Genomic DNA, 16,941 nt, shown 5'->3' on the forward strand with positions numbered 1-16,941 from the left:
GTCGTGTCGCTCGCCGTCTACAAACGCAAGCGGCAGTTCGATAAGACGCCCGAGCCGAAGGCGGAGGATTCTGCCAAAAAGGGCCGGCGCCCCATCTTTGTGGTACAGCTCCATCATGCGAGCCGCCGGCACTACGATTTCCGTTTGCAGGTGGGAGACACGCTTAAAAGCTGGGCGTGCCCGAAAGGTCCGAGTTTCGACCCTGCGGTGAAGCGGTTGGCCGTTGAAGTCGAAGACCACCCGATTTCCTATGCAACGTTCACCGGCGACATCCCACAAGGGCACTATGGCGGTGGCCATGTGGACACCTTCGACACTGGAGTCTGGTCAACCGACGGGGACGCAGAGGCGCAACTACAAAAAGGGCATCTTCGATTTGAGCTTTTTGGCAAGCGCTTGAAGGGCGGCTGGCATCTCATCCGCAGTGGGAGCAAAGAGAAAAAGCCCGTTTGGTTTCTGATGAAAGAAAAAGACGGGTTTGTGAGCGCCGTTGAGGCGGACGATTTGCTCGATGCAACCATGAGGTCGAGCACGAAAAAGGCGGCCGGGAAAAGCGGCGGCGCTGAAGAAGTCGCTGCCAAGCTGAAGAAGACCAAGCCGAAAAAAGTGCCTGTAAGCAAGCGCTCGAAGGTCGCCGCGGAGAAGTTGGCCAAGGCCGCCACGGGCGCCAAAAAAGCGCCGCCGAGCGCCGCCCCCTTCAAGCCGGAGTTGGCGCGCCTTCATGAGAGCCCGCCGAAGGGCGACAGCTGGCTACACGAAGTGAAGTGGGATGGCTACCGCATCCTCACCACGATCGTTGATGCAGAGGTCAACCTCTGGTCGCGCAACGCCCTACTATGGACAGACAAGATCCCCGACATCCGTCAGGCGATCGAGGCGCTGGGATTGCACTCGGCCCACCTCGACGGCGAGCTCATTGCGGTCACCGATGGTAGGCCTGATTTCAACGCACTGCAGCAGACGCTCTCCGGTGAGAAATCGGCGCCCCTGATCTATATGCTTTTTGATGTGCCGTATCTCGAAGGGTATGACCTCACTCGCACGCCGCTTGTCGAGCGCAAAGGCATTGTCGAAGCTTTGCTGAAACAACCTTCCCGACACCTCGCTTACAGCAGCCACACGGTGGGCAACGGCGACCAGATGTTTGCGATGGCTTCTGAGCACAAACTCGAAGGCATTATGTGCAAGCGCGCCAACTCCGTCTACCACGGTGGTCGAGGTGATGACTGGTTGAAAGTAAAACGTCTGGACGCGGACGAGTTTGCAGTGGTGGGCTACACCGCGGCCAAAGGTTCGCGCAGTGGATTCGGGTCGTTGCTTCTGGCGAAGCCGGCGCCGAACGGTGAATGGGAATACGTCGGCCGTGTGGGTTCCGGGTTCTCCGATGAAATGCTGCACGAGCTGACCAAGAGCCTCGCCAAGGGCGGCACATCGAAGCCTTCGATCAAGCACGCGAGCGAGGCGCCAAAGGGGGGGCGGTGGATTAAACCCACGGTGGTCGCCGAAGTGTATTTTCGCGGCATCGGAAACCAAGGTTTGTTGCGCCAACCGTCATTGAAAACCATGCGCCTCGATAAGTCGCCAGGTGATTTGCTCTACAGCGACCGAGCAAAAGCGCCCGAAGGTAAAGCGCCAAGCAAAGCGTTGAAAGCAACCAAAGCAACTAAGAAAAAGTCAGGCCGCACGCTTGCTCCAGTTGACGACGACAGCGAGATCAAAATCACGCATCCTGACAGAGTGGTTTTCCCAGACGATCGCTACACCAAACAAGACGTGGCGAATTACTATCACGCTGTCATGCAATGGTTTTTGCCGGGTGTCATCAAGCGCCCGACGAGCGTCATACGTTTTCCAGCGGGCATCGAAAAGGCGAGCTTCTTCCAAAAGCACATCCCCACGGGGGGCCTAAAGCATGTGGGCGATGCACGACTGAAAGAAGAGACGGGCGCATCGGCCGTTTATATCTACCCCACCTCCCCTGCATCTATCATCGAGCTCGTCCAATACAACGCCATAGAGTTTCATCCGTGGGGATCGCACGTCGACGAGCCGAACCTGGCTGATCGCGTCGTGTTCGATCTCGACCCTGGGCCGGGCGTGTCTTGGGCACGCGTGCAAGCTGCAGCCAAGCTTGTGCGGAAATTGCTCGCGGACATGAAGCTGCAGTCGTTTCTTCGCACCACGGGCGGCAAGGGCCTGCACATCGTGGTGCCTTTGAACCCGCCATCCAAATGGGAAAGCGTCAAGCAGTTTGCCCAAGGGTTCGCTGCCGCCATGGCTGGCGCACATCCGATGGATTTCGTCGCGACTTCGAGCAAGGCGGTTCGGAACGAAAAAATCTACGTGGACTATTTGCGCAACGGTCGGGGGGCCACGGCGGTTGCCTCCTATTCTCTGCGGGGACGGCCCGGCGCTCCTGTGGCGATGCCCATTCGCTGGGAAGAACTAGCTAAATTGAAAAGCGGGAGCCAATTCAACATCAAGACAGCAGTTGCTCGCTTGAAGCGCCAGAAAAAGGATCCATGGGATGGCATCGACGACGTGAAGCAAAACCTCGCTTCGGTGATCAAACTACTTTCAGGTCGTTGATGCCGGTCATCGTTCGTCGCGACTGAGTCCACAACGCCCGACTTTCTCGACATTCCCATCTTTGCTTTTTGGTTTCGTACCTGGCCTGTTCGCACCGGCTGGCTTAATGGGTTTCACCACTCCATCCGGAATGCCATCGCCCTTCGGCGGGTGATCTTTTCCGTTTTCACCGGGCAGGATTTTCTTGCTCATGGCGCGCTCCACGTGGACGGTAGCCCAAGTATTTCGCCGAACGCGTCCTTGCCGCGTGAGCTCATTCGACATGATGGCCATGCCCGTCCACGACCGCAGAGACAAATACGGGCTGGAAAGGTTGATCAGCTGCTCCCCAAGGTGCAGAACATGACTACAGCTGCGGCAGCCATGACGGCCGTGGCCAACCAGGCAATCCATTTGACCCACCCGTTGATGGCGAACTTTTTCATCAATGCCGTTTTCTGTGCCAACAGCATGACCGCCACCATGATCGGCACCGCCGCCACCCCGTTGATCACTGCGCTCCAATACAACGCTTTGAACGGGTCGATGGGCGTGAGGTTAAGACCGGCACCCATGGCCATGGCGCCGATCAGGATGATGTAAAAGAATTTAGCCTTTTGGGGCTTGTGTTCCAGTCCGTAAACGTTCCCCGTTGCTCCCGCCCAGGCGTAGGCGGTCGCACCGGCGAGCACCGGAACGGCCAGCATGCCCGTGCCGATGATGCCGCCTGCAAAAAGCCAAAAAGCAAATGGTCCGGCAATCGGTTTGAGGGCGGAGGCGGCTTCGGCCGATGAATGTATGTCGGTGTTACCGTGCGCATGCAAGACCGCCGCAGCCGTGAGAATGATAAAGAACGCCACCACATTTGAAAAAACCATCCCAATCACGGTATCGACGTTGATGCGTTCGATTGCGTCTTTTCCCTGAGAAGGTTTTTCCGCCAGCGCCCTTCTCGGCCCATCGCTTTTAAGCTCTTCCACTTCGCTGGCGGCTTGCCAAAAAAACAGAAAGGGACTGATCGTCGTGCCCAAGATGGCGACGATGGCGGTGGCATAATCGGCCGTCCATTGGAACGAGGGAACGAATGTTCCATGAATCGCTTGGCTCCAAGGCACTTTGACAACAAAGATCGTTGCTACATATGCAAAAAGACTGATCGTCAGAATTTTTAGAATTGGTGAGTATTTTGAAAAAGGGATGAAGACTTGAAGCAGCGTGGACAGCAACCCGAAACCCAGGGCATAGGCCACGGCCGGTCCACCAATGAGAAGTTGCAGAGCGGACCCCATCGCACCCACGTCGGCACCAAGATTGATCACGTTTGCGACGACCAGCGCACCCACCAATGACGTGACAATCCAGCCCGGAAACTGGGTGCGCATGTTGTCGGCCAATGATTTGCCGGTCACTCGCCCGATACGCGCGCTGACAATTTGAATGGCAATCATCAGCGGCAGCGCAAGAAACATGGTCCAAAGTGTGGCGTAGCCAAACTTTGCGCCGACCTGCGAATAAGTGGCCACGCCACTCGGGTCATCGTCGGCCGCGCCTGTAATCAAGCCACTGCTTAAAGCTCTCAGCCAACGAAATGAGCCGGATTTAGTCCGGTCGGTGTGCTCTTCAGCCATCTGGTTGCTCCCCGTGATGCGCAACGATGCTGTGGAGTCAGTGAGGATCAGGTGAGGTGATCGGACGCTTCAAAACCTCCTCGTCGAGAGGCAGCAGCCGATACGAACAGAGCGCCGCATTGATTTGCTCAATAGCCCAGCTTCGATCAGTGGTGTCAGCGTCGAACAATAAAATCGTGACACTTCGATGAAGTGCCTCGCGGAAATGATCCGGCGATTGGTTGTTCACCAGTAAATATGCCAGTTTCCCTTCAAGTTGAGCGATGCGGTGCCCTAGAGCTGAACGCGAAATGGCCATGGCGTTTTCTCACATTTGACGGCTTTGGTTTCTGGCGATGATGGGCGTCGGAAGAAGTTCACCTCAAACTTCCTGCAAGTTTTCATTCATTTTTCGAGTTGCGGCGTCACGATGGCCGCCGGCCGATCAACCGCTGTGATGCATGTGTCTCTTCTCGTATCACGGCCTCTTGCACAAGGGGCAAAGGGAGCGATCGTCCCACCACGACGTCAATCGACCCTATGCAAATGCTTCTCCACACATTCACGTATTACGCGACATGGTGCGCAAAAAATCGGGAGAACGCCAATGATTCAGCTTAATCCGCCGCTGCCATTAAACACGCCCAAGGGCGAAGGTTTTGCGCATTTGATGTTGGATTATGGCCCAGAGTCAGATCTCTATTGGGTCGTTCTTATTACAGAAACGGGTGAAATATGGACCTACGCCAACCGGTACGTCCGTGCAAGCAAGAACATCACGCTCGGTCGCACCAATCCGACGTTGCCCCTGGCGCCGGCAGCCGTCCCACCTAATGAACGTGTCCCAATGCGTCCCCGCGCCGTGGAATTCGAGCCGAGTTGACGGTACGCACAGAATCAAACATTTAACTCATCCCCGTGGCCTTTCGTCCACATGGGACGACGTTGGGGATAGCCCACTGCGCCTATGCTTGGGTGTTTAGGGATATTCTTTCGCCACGCGATCAAGAAGTGGCGAATAAGAGTGAATGACAGACTTGTGGCTCTTATCGTTGAAGATGACCCAGGCGTGCGCGGTACGTTGGTGCTTTTTGTTGAGTCTTTTCCCGACGTCGACATATTGACCGCCGCTGGCTTCCAGCAGGCGTCCGCAATGATTGCCACGGTTGCTCGAATCGACCTGCTGCTCTGCGACGTGATGCTACCGGGAAGCCTGAGCGGCATTGACATCGCAGAGGCTGTCGCTCAAACACATCCGGCGGCTGCCATAGTCATCATGTCTGCGGACCCGCAAGAGGAAATCGCAGGTCTCACAGACCGATTTATTTTCATGCAAAAGCCGTTTGGCATCGCCGAACTTACCGACGTCATCGACAACGCATTTCTTCGGCTTCGCTCTGACTGAGTTTCCGGTTATATGGCCGACCGTCCCGAGCTGCCACCGGGCCGCCGCTAGTGAAAGTCTCTGGCGGTTTGCGCCTTGGGCCGAGCGTTAATTGCAGAACCCGCTCGTTCCCTCACTGAACCCATCAAGTCAGCGCGAATGAGTTCGAACCAGAGGCTTCGCCTTTGAATTCGCGCTTGAGGGTGGCGGCGTTGCGCTGCCCCTGATCTTCAAAGTTGTTGTTGAAGATTGCCTGGACCAGGGCGGCGTGCGTCGCGAGCCGTCGCATCTTCTCAACGAACTGTTCAAGCTCTTCGTTTGAGTAGTCGTAATTGAAACGGTCGGACGCTGCGGTCTGACCTTTAGCGTACCACGTCTCGGCGTTACGACCGTGTAGGCGAAGGATCGCCAAGTTCGGGCTCGTCGCCTCCCAGATTTGCGGCAGGCTATTGGAAAACCCCTGGGGCATGTCCAGGACGACGTGTGCGAAGTTATGTTGGCGTTCGAACTCCAACGTCGCTTCACTATGCTCGTCGTCAAACCACTTTTTCTGGCGAAATTCCGTAGCAAGTTGGAACCCCTTCATACGCTCCGCGCGGTCTTCAATATGCGCATGCCACTCTCTTGATGGCACCACCCATGGCGGGAACTGAAAGTGGACGGCGCCCAATTTACCGGCGCTGCGCAGCGGATCAATGGCGATCTTAAAACGCTCCCACATCGCATCCAAAATTTCGCCTGGCATGTCCTTGTAGTAAACGTTGTTGCGCCCTGCGAAAAACCACGTCAGTTCGTGCTGGATGTCCGCCGGTAGAGATTTTGGCGGTGTCTGATGTCCCGTGAAAAGCCGAAACGCCTTGATGTTGAAAGTGAAGCCGGCGGCGTGCGCTCGACCCACTTTTCAGAATTGGTAAGCGACGGCATGGCGTAGTAGCTGCTGTCGACTTCGACCATGGGATAATGTTCTGCGTAGTAACGCAGTCGCGCCTCCGCACTGCTGCACCCACGCGGATAGAAACGCTTGGAAGTGATCAGGCTTTTGTCTGTCCAGCTGGCGGTGCCGACTTGGATTTCGCCCATTGTGGCGTTTCCTTGGGGTCTAACCCGGACTTAGTTCGACCGGTCCTCCGATTGTGCACATCTGTAGAGTCGATCCTGGCATTCAACGTCCGCCCGATGCCAGAAACTTTTCCGAAGCCGTCAGCGCCCAGGAACCGTGGACGACTTTCGTGAGAAGCCCCCCTGCTTCGAGCCGCCGGCACGCGCTCTGGTCTTCAGCTGTCAACTTGGCTAAGGCGTTCCGGCTGAGGTGACTGAGGATATAGCGCTCTTCTGACGACAAATCTTTGGTCACACTGTTACCCGTTCGTTTTGTTATATGACACGGCGCGAACAACCTCCCTTCTCTTCTTATTGCTCTCTGGAAACGAAGTTCGTAGCGACTAATCGAGATGCGCAGCCGGTGGACTAAAACACCTACCGAGCGCGTCACGAGGCAACCTGCAAACAGAGCCTCAAATACCGGCGTAGCCACCCAGCGCGTAGTCGTCGTTGACTGTTGGCGCACCCTCGCCGGTTGCTTTAGGCTTCGCCTTGATCGCGTCAACGATATGCCCAGTTGCATCGGGGACGGAAACGGAAAAATCGACCGACGGCTGGCCCACCTGTTCCACGCTCACCTCAATATTCGAGTGCGTTTCGTCGGGAAGAGAAACGGAAAAGCGAAAAGTAGACATAACGGCTTCCTGATCTGCCTTGTTGGCAGGCGAAGCGTGCCCCCAACGATGTTCAAGACGCGTCAAGTTTGGCGCAGCGTTCAGCCGCCCGCTGGAAAAGGTGGCCGGTCGCGGCGGCAGTCATTTTTGATTGGGGTCAGGGCCGAGGTGTTCGAAATTGGGCTCATAGGCTTTCACGAAAGCGTTGTGAAGCACAGCAATGATGGCCTCTGAAACGCTTAGGTTTTTTTGGTCCGTACGCCCACTGATGGGCACTCGGGTGGCAAACTGATCTTTGTCGTGGTTTTTGAATATGGATGTCACTCCCTGCAACGTTGCGGACCAAGCCACCTGGATGGGATTTTTGTGTTCTTGTTCGACATCCTTTTTCCAGCTGAATATCTTCAAGTTTTGGAACAAGGGTTTGGCGTAACCGGACAATTCCTGGTTTTTCGCCGCCAGCTGCATGACAAAGTCTCCCTTTCCGCTGGCGAAGTCGAAGCCGCCATACGCTCGCGCCAAGTCGTTTGCCTTGGTGAGGTCAATGGATAGCACTCGAAGTTCGAACGAGAAATTACCCTTAGTAGACAGCGGGTCGAAGCTGCCTTTGAAGGTCAGCGGCGCTTGGCCCAGAACATCGGCACGCACATCCGCCGTCGCTACAACGTCACCCTGATTGCGGGAGGCATTGGATAGATTGGTCAGCGTGCCATTAACGTTCGTCGCTTTCAGATCGACGCGAGGGCTCGACACGAAGTTCTGGAACGTTACCGCGCTGTTGTGGACATTCAACTCGTCGATCCGGATGGGCGTGAGCTTTTCTAGCTGCGCGCGCCAATCGGTGCCCTTGCCACTTTGAGAAGTCCCTTTTCCACCCCCGTCGACGAAGTTAAGGGAGGCATCAAAGAAATCAATTTTAGAACGAACAACTCCATGGGTCAGTGCCCTCCAGCTGACAGCGATGTCGATCCGGGGCGCTTTGAGAAAGGGAACGGGCACTTTGCCCTCCACGTTTTGAATGACAACTCCGTCCATGGAGTAGGCACCGCGCCAAAGGTGGATCTCGATGTCCGCGACATGCCCTTTATAGGACCCCATATTTGCAAGACGCCCGTTCACATAGTTGAGGACGAAGTGCGGAAGCGCCAGCCGCAGGGCAACCAGCACAACGATCAACGCGGCCAGCACCCAAAGGACGACTCGATAACGGGTTCTCATGACGGCACGCCTGTGGACGGTGTATTTGAAGCTTCCCAAAGAAATCGTCATGTCCGCGTCAAGCGGAACGGGAATACGAACGACCTCCCGGGCCAATACGCCATTCTGGATCGACGCGTGCGGCCGTTCTGCGGACATCAGCTGGCCAAGCAGGAAAGCGATAACTATTGATCGCGACCCTCTGAAACGCATGCTAAATAGCCTGGAGCCACCCACCTCGATTGGAGAACTTCGTGTTCAGCCTATGTCATCCCTTGGCATCCGAGCCATCGCTGCGACCCGGTTGCCAAACTGACTCTCGCAGGCAAAGCGGGTGAGCTTTTAACCGGACGGCTTATTAGCGCGTTCGTGCCAGTGATAGTAAGGAGTGTTTTTAACGAGGTAGCGATTGAAATCCTTGGCGCCATCCGTCCACCAGACCGGGCCGCGTTCACCGAGCGATACCTTCACCGCGTTAACCGAGCTGCGGGCAGCTTTTAAAGCATCTTCATCATCCATCGCCAATGCAGCTTTGACGGCTCGCCGGCCGTCCATCAGGGCACGAACAAGTGCTTGCCGAACTGATGGCAAGAGATCGGGATTAGCTACTCGCCAAAGGCGTCCACGAACCACCACGTAGCGACCATCGGGTGTTAATAATTGCTTCATCACACGCTTGAGATGTCAGGTCCGTCCGTGTTTTTTTTGCAAAAGTAAAATCATCGCCTTACGAAACGGCAACGGGTCAGTCAGCCATCGTCGCTACTGCAAAGGGAGTGACACGCTAAACATGGTCCCGCTCTCCTCTGAAGAGGCAACATCAATTGTGCCGCCATGGGCGGTGACGATTTCCTGCGCAACAAACAGACCGAGTCCTAAACCGGCGCGCGGTCCTCGCTCGGCCTTGGCGAACTGAGAGTGCCGGACCATCGGATTGAAAATCCTGGCTAGATCCTCTGCTGCGATGGGATCGCCTTGATTATGTATCGAAAAAACGGCCAGCTCTCCTTCCCGCCGCTGCGTGACGACGACGGGCGAGCCCGGTGAACCGTGTTTAATCGCATTTTCGATGAGGTTGGAAAACACCTGACCGAGGCGCGCATTATCGAATTTCCCGACGATGGAGCCATCAGGCTCGAACACAACCGCGCGATCGGGATGCGCCAGACTCGCCTCGTGAACGATACTCTCGCAAAGAGCGTTGAGGTCGCCATCGACGCGATCAACTGGGATACCGTTCCCCACGCGTGCACGCACGAAGTCCAGGAGATCTTCAACGATCCTTTCGGCCCGACGCACGCTTGTGGAAATCCCTTCGGCCACTCTTGCTTGCCGACTGCCTTGCTCACTGGCATTTAGAAAGAATTCGGCAGAAAGAAGAATTGCGCCCAGCGGCGTGCGCAAGTCGTGTCCAAGCACGCCGAGAAAAACGTCCTGCGATTCGTTGACTGCTTGCGAATAACGAGCCACTGATTCTGCCAGCCCCTGGTCGATCGCTTCGTTGAAGCGCAAAGTGTCCTCGGCGAGAAACTCGTCGTCGTTGCCGCGTGACTGCGACCACAACAAGAGCACGCTGGCTCGCAGCGCACGATACTCTGCCACCAATTGCACAACGCTCAGACCTGAGCGCAGGCGCGCACCGGCGTGGACTTCCGACGCCGTATCGCTCCCACACTTTGGTCCATAACCTCGCGATTTATCAGCGCTCTCCTGCGCCGACTGTGAGGTGCCCATGTCGACGGCGATTTCAAGCAACATCTCTTCGGCGTGATCCCTTAATTCCTTGGGCCCCATCTCCCTATTCCCAGGCATCAAGCTGCTAGCAAAGGTGTCCCAAGCGTCGAGAATGGTGATTCGATGGGTAAGAATAAACTGTGCCAAGCGCATAGGCATGAGCTCCAAATAAGCGGCTCAGTTTAACCAGTTGGGCGGTTTAGATGCGCTTCTGCGGCGCCTTAAGGCGTGGCGCGCGTGAGGTATTTATCGTCTTCAGACCAATGGTCGATGCCTCAAAAGAAATCAGTGCAGCGTGAATCCGTTGAAACCATCACGGACACCCGACTTGCGCAGCATGATGAATAAGCAATCGAGCACATACTCCTGTTCTGAACCTTCGGCCAAACCCAAGATCAGTTCCGACCGGTCCTCGAATGCACGTAAAAAACCGTTCACGCCTTCGGTCTGGACGATCGACGGAATGTCGATTTCCAATTGACGCAGCATCGAGGTCAGAGCGCAACGCCATCAATGTGCCCGACCCAGGATACGGTTTATCTCTGCGGACACCCACGCGTCGTTCTCAGCGTCCACAATGTCGGTGATGAGTCCGGCTTGCTCCGCAAAGGCGTCGATGAAGTCGCTCCGGTCTGGATAAGCCTTTTGTAGCCAAGGCGTGTCGGCTTCCAGGCCCGTCAACAATTTTCGCAATTTTTCGTGTGTTGCAGCCATGACACGCGTGCTCCATGGGCAGGGGCGCGCAGCATAGTCACCCAAGGGATCAAGGCTCGATGAAGAGTTACTTCGGGACGTGCGGCCCCTTATTGTGCAGTTGCACAAACGCCAGACGGCTGCATCAGCTCATAAACCCCAAAAGGTCTCTGGGTAAACGCTCGCACAGGGGGGCAGGCCTTTGACGTCCATGCGCGCTTTCAAAAACATTATCACGACGGCACGCGGGGGTGAGCGACCTTGGCAAGTTCGGCGCCATGCAATCCCTGAGATCGCCTCGCAGCCAGACGTTAGGCAGCAAGAAATCTATTCTCTTCTCCGCTTCGATCCAGATCGTCGCCCACCCGAAATCACGGTTGCATAAGACTCTGACATCGGGCATTCGTTCGATGAACGAACGTAGGGTGGCAAGTAAGACGCTGCAATCATCCACCAGCAACGCGATAAAATTTGGCATTAGCTCTCTTGTCGACTTGTTGCTTGCCCAAGCGGCACGGCGTCGCGAAGCGAAGGCGCCGTGCCAAGGCCGGTCGCCACATTGCGCGCGGTTGAGAACTTTGAAACATCACGCCTGTCGCCCCCCTTTTATCATCATGTCGGCGACCTTTGCCGCGAGGTCCTCCATCGAGAATGGCTTCGTCAACAGTTCCATCCCCGGTTCGAGGTGGCCGTTTCCGACAGCCGCGTTTTCCGCATATCCGGTGATGAACAAGACTTTCAGACCGGGGCGCAACGTTCGCGCTGCATCAGCCAGCTGTCTGCCGTTCATCCCGTTTGGGAGACCCACATCGGTAATGAGCAACTCGATCGGCGTTCCAGATTCGACAACCCGGAGTCCGGAGGCGCCGTCCACGGCGTTCGTGACGGTGTATCCCGCCTCTCCCAGCACCTCGTCGATTAGATGCCGTATCGTTGGCTCGTCTTCGACGACAAGAATAGGCTGTCCCCCCGCTCCGTCGATGATGCGCAGGGGTTCCGCCGTCACTATTTCTTCCGATTCGCCAAAGTGTCGAGGCAGATACACGCAAACCGTCGTGCCATGTCCGAGCTCCGAATAAATGCGGACCTGACCGCCCGATTGCTTGGCGAACCCATAAATCATCGACAACCCCAGACCGGTCCCCTGCCCGGTTGGCTTGGTTGTAAAAAAAGGTTCGAACGCTCTGGCGATCGTCTCAGCCGACATGCCGCAACCGTTGTCGGTAACGCAGATCGAAATATATTGTCCAGGTGTCACGTCGCGCTGCTTGCCGGTTCTTTCATCAAGCCACTTGTTCGCGGTCTCAATCGTGATGCGTCCGCCATGCGGCATGGCGTCACGAGCGTTGATGCAAAGGTTTAGCAGCGCGCTTTCCAGCTGCCCAGCGTCGATATTCGCAGCCCACAGCCCTGCTGTCCCCACCACTTCGATCTGCGCCGTTGCGCCGACAGTCCGACGCAGCATATCCTCGATGCCGGCAATCAACCGATTGACATCCGTAGGTTTGGGATCAAGAGTCTGGCGACGAGAAAACGCCAGCAACCGCTGGGTCAGCGAAGCGGCTCGCCTACCCGCTCCCTGCGCGGCATTGACGAAACGGTCGATGTCATCGAGCCGGCCGCGCGCAATGCGCATTTGAAGCAGTTCCAGATTGCCCATCATGCCGGTAAGCAAATTGTTGAAATCGTGTGCGAGCCCGCCAGTCAGCTGACCAACGGCTTCCATTTTTTGTGATTGACGCAGGGCTTCCTCGGTTCGCATCAACTCGTTGCTGCGCTCTTCGACGCGCTGCTCTAGCGTTTCGTTGAGAGCGACCAGCGCCGCTATCGCTCGGTCACGCTCTTCTTCCACCGCACGTCGTCCTTCAATGTCGATCAACACACCGGGAAAACTGAGCGGCGTTCCATCCGGTTCGTGGTCGACCCGTCCGTTCGCTTCGATCCAGTGGTATCGCCCATCGGCTCGGCGAACTCGGTAATGGTGAGAATAGGCACCACCCCTAATTGTCGCCGCATCGATTGCCTGCGCCAGTCCATCTTGGTCATCCGGATGCACAGTCGCCAAGATGTCGGCGAGTGGTATTCCTTCTTTGGCGAGCATGGGATCCAGTCCGAAAGCGCGTGCAAACGGTTCGTCTGCGGTGAAGCGATCGGCGGGTATGTCCCAGAACCAGGTCCCGATAATGGCGCCGGCGGCGAGGGCAAGCTGCACACGCTGCGCGTCAACTTTCGCGGCGGCCTCGCTCGCTGCAAGTGCAGCTTGTTCTTCTGCAAGACGGCGTTGAAGCAATACGCGGTCAGTCGTTTCAGGCGTAATGTTGAGCACAGCGACAACGCGTGCGTCCTCATCCCGCAGCGGGGACAGCGAGTAGTTAAACCAGGCGGTCTCGGTGCCACCGCCTTCTAGCCGGGCCATGACGAAGGGGGCATCTTCAAAGTGAACGGGATTGCCTCCTGCCCGCACGCTGTCGAACTGGGGTTGAAGTTCTTCCCATATCTCGGCCCACACGATCGACCCAGGCTGCCCAAGCGCCGCCGGGTGTTTTGCAGAAAGAATGCGACGATAAGCGTCGTTGTAAATCAGGGCGTATTGGGGACCAGACCACAGGCAGATAGGAAACGGAGATTCGAATATGCATCTCACCATGGTGCGAAGGGCCGGAGACCATTGAGCAGTAGCGCCAAGGGGCGTCTTCGACCAGTCCAGCTGCCTGGCATGTGAACGAACCTCACCCGGCCCTGCAAACAGCTCGGCAGCATTTTCACGGCTACTGTCAGAATTCACGGCGTTCTCGTTTCGTCAAGTCGGCTGATGACTCCGGCTACGCGCTCGGTAGGGACTCATCCATTAGCGTAAAAAAACCGACGTGAGGATAGCAGCAACTCAGTGGATCACTATACGTGTGCGCTAACCAGCTCCCTGCCGTTAAGCTAGGTCCTCTCTTACCTCATTTTTTGTCATTTTCTAAGTGAATTCTTATAGATCGAAACAACGCAGTGGATCGAACGCCACGTACCGATAAGTTCCTTGTCGCCAGCCGTCCGAAAACGAAACGAAGTAATAAATCGTATGGTTAGCGGCAGGAGTCCAGCGCAGCCCTGTATTGTAAGGCTTTCAGGGAACAGCGCCCACGCTGGATAGTACACATGTTGGTTCAAGCGCAGCCCAGAGGTCAGAGTGAATGGCAAGCTGTCAATGCGTTTGTGCAGCGAGTGAGCACGTTACACGCCGATCATCGTTCCAGGCATTTGAATGTCGCTGAATACCAAAACGATGTCATTGGCAGACGACAGCAAATCCACGGCTTGATCGGCGCTCGACCCTGCGAAAACACGATACCGGCCGTTTCCGACACCATGGCGGCCGGCTCCCTAATCGTTGCGTCATCCTCAGCCACGAGGTTCAGGGGAGCGGGCGGCGACATGGAAAAATTCACCTGAGGAAGTGATCGCCACTGTGTTTAGGCAATGAATGAGCAGTGACGCATGGGTGAGCCAATTGCGTTCGCAAATCGCTGATCGCGGTCACGACTTTAAGAGTAGCCGACTGAGGACTGGACTACCGCTATGCGACCTCGTCTGGGAAAAGGATGGTGAATGATGTGCCGTGCTCGACAGTCGAACGGACCATCACTTCGGCGCGATGAGCTTTGACAATTTCCTTGACGATGAACAGTCCCAATCCGATGCTTCGATTTTCTGAATGCGTGTCGGCACCGCGGGTGAGCGGCTCAAATAATGTCGGAATAAGCTCTGGCGGTATCGGACGGCCCTGGTTGTGGACCGTCAACGCCACGCCACGAGGCGCGAGCGCCAACGAGACGATGACCGGTGCATCTTTGGCGCCGTAAGTCATCGCGTTGCTGATTAAGTTGCCCGCCATCTGATGCACTCGGTCGGCATCCGCGAAGCACGTGGTGGCGGGATCAATTTTAGATTGATAAAGCAGCTCACGGCCAGGAAATGCCAGAGTCAATTCGGCAACACACTCGCTCAAAACGCCATGGAGTTGGATAGGCTTTCTTGAGACCGTTAGACCTCGCCCGATCCGCGCCTGCGTGAAATCGAGCAGGTCGCTCACCAGTCGGGTGGCACGATTGGCCGCGTTGCGCATGCCCCCAACGACCCGAGCAAGTTTCTCTAGTGTCACTGCTTTTGAGAGAATGTCCGTTGCCAGAGAGATGCCTTGCAGCGGATTACGAAGATCATGACTGACAATGCCAACCATTTGTTCGGCAAATATGGCCCTGCTCTCTGCTTGTGCCCGTTGCTCGTGTAGCTCGGTGATGTCCTGTAACACACCGGTGAAATATTCAGGTCGCCCATCATCGGAAAACTGCACACGGCCCGAGGAGAGAACGGTGCGTTGAACGCCATCAACCCCGTTAACTCGAAACGTGCAACGGTAAACGCCATTTGATGGATCCGTGGCTTCTTCGGCTGCCTTCAGCAGCTCATTGCGATCGGCGAGCTCGACACAACGGAGAAACTCATCATTGGACACCCGCTGAGGTGAGACATGCCCAAGCAAAAGGGCACATCGGTTATCAAATGATAATTCGCCCGTTGAAACATCTATGTGCCAAACATGGAGATTGGCTGCCTCCATGGCAATTTTCAAACGGACATCGGCACGGCCAAGTTCCGACTGAAGCATCACTTGCGCTTTAAGACTTTCTTCGGCGCGCTGGCGAGCGTGCAACAGCTCGGTTTCATATTTGTGCCGGTCTTCGGCCAAAAAGAACGCCAGTTCGTGAGCCGGCGACCCCTCATGTTCCCGGCTCAATGCATTGAGCATCATGGGCACGGCGCGCCCCGACGCATTGATCAGGTCAATTTTCACTTCTGCCACCGAACCCTGAAGCCGGATCAAAGGCGCCCAGTGGGTCTGATGGAAGATGCGCCCCCCGACGGTCAGCAGGTCCTGAATGCGCCGCTTTCCTTCAAGCTCAGCTTTCGCGAAACCGGTCCATCGGCAGAAAGTCGTGTTGACACGTTCTATCAGCCCCGTGGGTGACGTGAGCATGAGGCCACAAGCGGCGCTTTCGTAGAGCGCAGCCTTCAGGCCCGAATCATCCGTAGGCATGAACGCCGTCATCCAGCGAAGTCAAAAACTCGATCATCGCTTGCGAACAGGCATCAGTTGCGCTCAGGTGCGGGCAATGACCCACATTTTCGATCACGCGCAGCGTGGCGGATTGCATGACGCGCGCCATGTATGCGCCAACCTCAACGGGCGCAATCAAATCGTCGTCGCATTGCACGATCAAGGCGGGAGACCGGACCGAGGGCAAGTTTTTCCTGTGGTCTGACAAAAACGTGGCCCGCGCAAACTGTTTGGCGATCTCTGGATCTGTGCGACAAAAGCTGTTCGTCAGCTCAACCCCGAGCTCGGGTCGTTCAGGCACGCCCATGATGGCCGGCGCCATGGTGCTGGACCAACCGAGGTAATTGCTGTCCAAGGTATTCAACAATTCTTCGATGTCGGCGCGGCTGAACCCGCCTCGATAGACGCCATCGTCGATGTAGCACGGCGACGGTGCAATCATCAGGTGGGCGCGGAACAATTCGGGCGAACGTATGTCGGCCAAAACACCGATCATAGCGCTCACAGAATGCCCGACAAAATTAACCGGGATGCCGGGTGAAAACTCGTTGATCACCTCTAAGAGGTCAGACGCGTAACCATCCAGAGAAGCATATTTTTCTCGGTCATAGGCGGTCAAATCCGAGCCGCCGCTGCCGACGAGATCGAACAAGATCACGCGATAGTTTTGCGCGAAGACGGGGGCCAGAAGGCGCCACATGGCCTGATCGCAGCCAAAGCCGTGGGCAAATACCACCGTTTGAGGTCCGTTCCCGACGATCTGAACGTTATTGCGGCGCGCGACAGACAAAAGGACCTCCTTACAAAGAGGGTTGATCGGGCTTTTAATCTTAAATGACTCAAAACCTTATGACCATGGAAAGTTTACGCAATTGCTCAGTCGGAACCATCGTGGCAATGCATTTGACGTATGGAATGGCGTTGAGGTGTGGTGGC

The 16,941-nt window shown here is 56.2% G+C and carries 16 protein-coding genes; 3 read left to right on the plus strand and 13 right to left on the minus strand.

Going from position 1 to position 16,941, the window contains the following annotated elements; genetic code table 11:
* The first annotated feature begins 3 nt into the window (after positions 1-3).
* Positions 4-2,589: a DNA ligase D gene (gene ligD, locus HDE76_RS08965; protein WP_184506842.1), complete on the plus strand. Its 2,586-nt coding sequence runs from the start codon at positions 4-6 to the stop codon at positions 2,587-2,589.
* A gap of 6 nt (positions 2,590-2,595) precedes the next feature.
* Here the strand turns inward: ligD and HDE76_RS08970 are convergent, their stop codons facing one another.
* From HDE76_RS08970 to HDE76_RS08980, 3 genes are all read right to left on the minus strand, one after another.
* Positions 2,596-2,781, minus strand: coding sequence for a hypothetical protein (locus HDE76_RS08970; protein ID WP_184506844.1), 186 nt, complete (start codon positions 2,779-2,781; stop codon positions 2,596-2,598).
* A gap of 125 nt (positions 2,782-2,906) precedes the next feature.
* Positions 2,907-4,196 (minus strand): divalent metal cation transporter, encoded by a 1,290-nt coding sequence (locus tag HDE76_RS08975; protein ID WP_184506846.1) that lies wholly within the window; start codon positions 4,194-4,196, stop codon positions 2,907-2,909.
* A gap of 37 nt (positions 4,197-4,233) precedes the next feature.
* On the minus strand, positions 4,234-4,494 hold the full coding sequence (locus tag HDE76_RS08980) for a hypothetical protein (protein WP_184506848.1): 261 nt from the start codon (positions 4,492-4,494) through the stop codon (positions 4,234-4,236).
* Between the two features lie 288 nt (positions 4,495-4,782).
* Between HDE76_RS08980 and HDE76_RS08985 the strand changes: the two genes are divergently transcribed.
* A complete protein-coding gene (locus tag HDE76_RS08985) occupies positions 4,783-5,058 on the plus strand; it encodes a hypothetical protein (RefSeq protein WP_221262372.1) in 276 nt (91 codons plus the stop codon).
* A gap of 141 nt (positions 5,059-5,199) precedes the next feature.
* Positions 5,200-5,580: a response regulator gene (locus tag HDE76_RS08990; RefSeq protein WP_184506850.1), complete on the plus strand. Its 381-nt coding sequence runs from the start codon at positions 5,200-5,202 to the stop codon at positions 5,578-5,580.
* A gap of 124 nt (positions 5,581-5,704) precedes the next feature.
* Here HDE76_RS08990 and HDE76_RS08995 read toward each other — a convergent pair whose 3' ends face one another.
* The 10 genes from HDE76_RS08995 to HDE76_RS09040 form a co-directional block, all read right to left on the minus strand.
* Positions 5,705-6,457, minus strand: coding sequence for a DUF72 domain-containing protein (locus HDE76_RS08995; RefSeq protein ID WP_221262373.1), 753 nt, complete (start codon positions 6,455-6,457; stop codon positions 5,705-5,707).
* Positions 6,458-7,073: 616 nt separating this feature from the next.
* Complete coding sequence (locus HDE76_RS09000; protein WP_184506852.1) at positions 7,074-7,295, minus strand: hypothetical protein; 222 nt, start codon at positions 7,293-7,295, stop codon at positions 7,074-7,076.
* Between the two features lie 120 nt (positions 7,296-7,415).
* Entirely contained in the window at positions 7,416-8,684 is a 1,269-nt protein-coding gene (locus HDE76_RS09005; RefSeq protein WP_184506853.1) for a DUF748 domain-containing protein, read from the minus strand.
* Between the two features lie 129 nt (positions 8,685-8,813).
* Positions 8,814-9,140, minus strand: coding sequence for a hypothetical protein (locus HDE76_RS09010; RefSeq protein ID WP_184506855.1), 327 nt, complete (start codon positions 9,138-9,140; stop codon positions 8,814-8,816).
* 93 nt (positions 9,141-9,233) lie between these two features.
* Positions 9,234-10,358, minus strand: coding sequence for a sensor histidine kinase (locus tag HDE76_RS09015; protein WP_184506857.1), 1,125 nt, complete (start codon positions 10,356-10,358; stop codon positions 9,234-9,236).
* A 132-nt stretch (positions 10,359-10,490) separates the two neighbouring features.
* Complete coding sequence (locus tag HDE76_RS09020) at positions 10,491-10,694, minus strand: hypothetical protein (RefSeq protein ID WP_184506859.1); 204 nt, start codon at positions 10,692-10,694, stop codon at positions 10,491-10,493.
* A gap of 21 nt (positions 10,695-10,715) precedes the next feature.
* A complete protein-coding gene (locus HDE76_RS09025) occupies positions 10,716-10,919 on the minus strand; it encodes a hypothetical protein (protein WP_184506861.1) in 204 nt (67 codons plus the stop codon).
* A gap of 565 nt (positions 10,920-11,484) precedes the next feature.
* The gene (locus tag HDE76_RS09030; RefSeq protein ID WP_343205682.1) at positions 11,485-13,683 is read right to left on the minus strand and encodes an ATP-binding protein; all 2,199 of its coding nucleotides are present in this window, start codon (positions 13,681-13,683) and stop codon (positions 11,485-11,487) included.
* A gap of 780 nt (positions 13,684-14,463) precedes the next feature.
* Complete coding sequence (locus tag HDE76_RS09035) at positions 14,464-15,996, minus strand: HAMP domain-containing sensor histidine kinase (protein WP_221262375.1); 1,533 nt, start codon at positions 15,994-15,996, stop codon at positions 14,464-14,466.
* On the minus strand, positions 15,971-16,795 hold the full coding sequence (locus tag HDE76_RS09040) for an alpha/beta hydrolase (protein WP_184506865.1): 825 nt from the start codon (positions 16,793-16,795) through the stop codon (positions 15,971-15,973). The genes HDE76_RS09035 and HDE76_RS09040 overlap by 26 nt, the downstream gene beginning before the upstream one ends.
* Positions 16,796-16,941 lie beyond the last annotated feature (146 nt).

Source organism: Rhodanobacter sp. ANJX3, assembly GCF_014200755.1.
In the GTDB taxonomy this organism is placed as follows: Bacteria; Pseudomonadota; Gammaproteobacteria; order Xanthomonadales; family Rhodanobacteraceae; genus Rhodanobacter.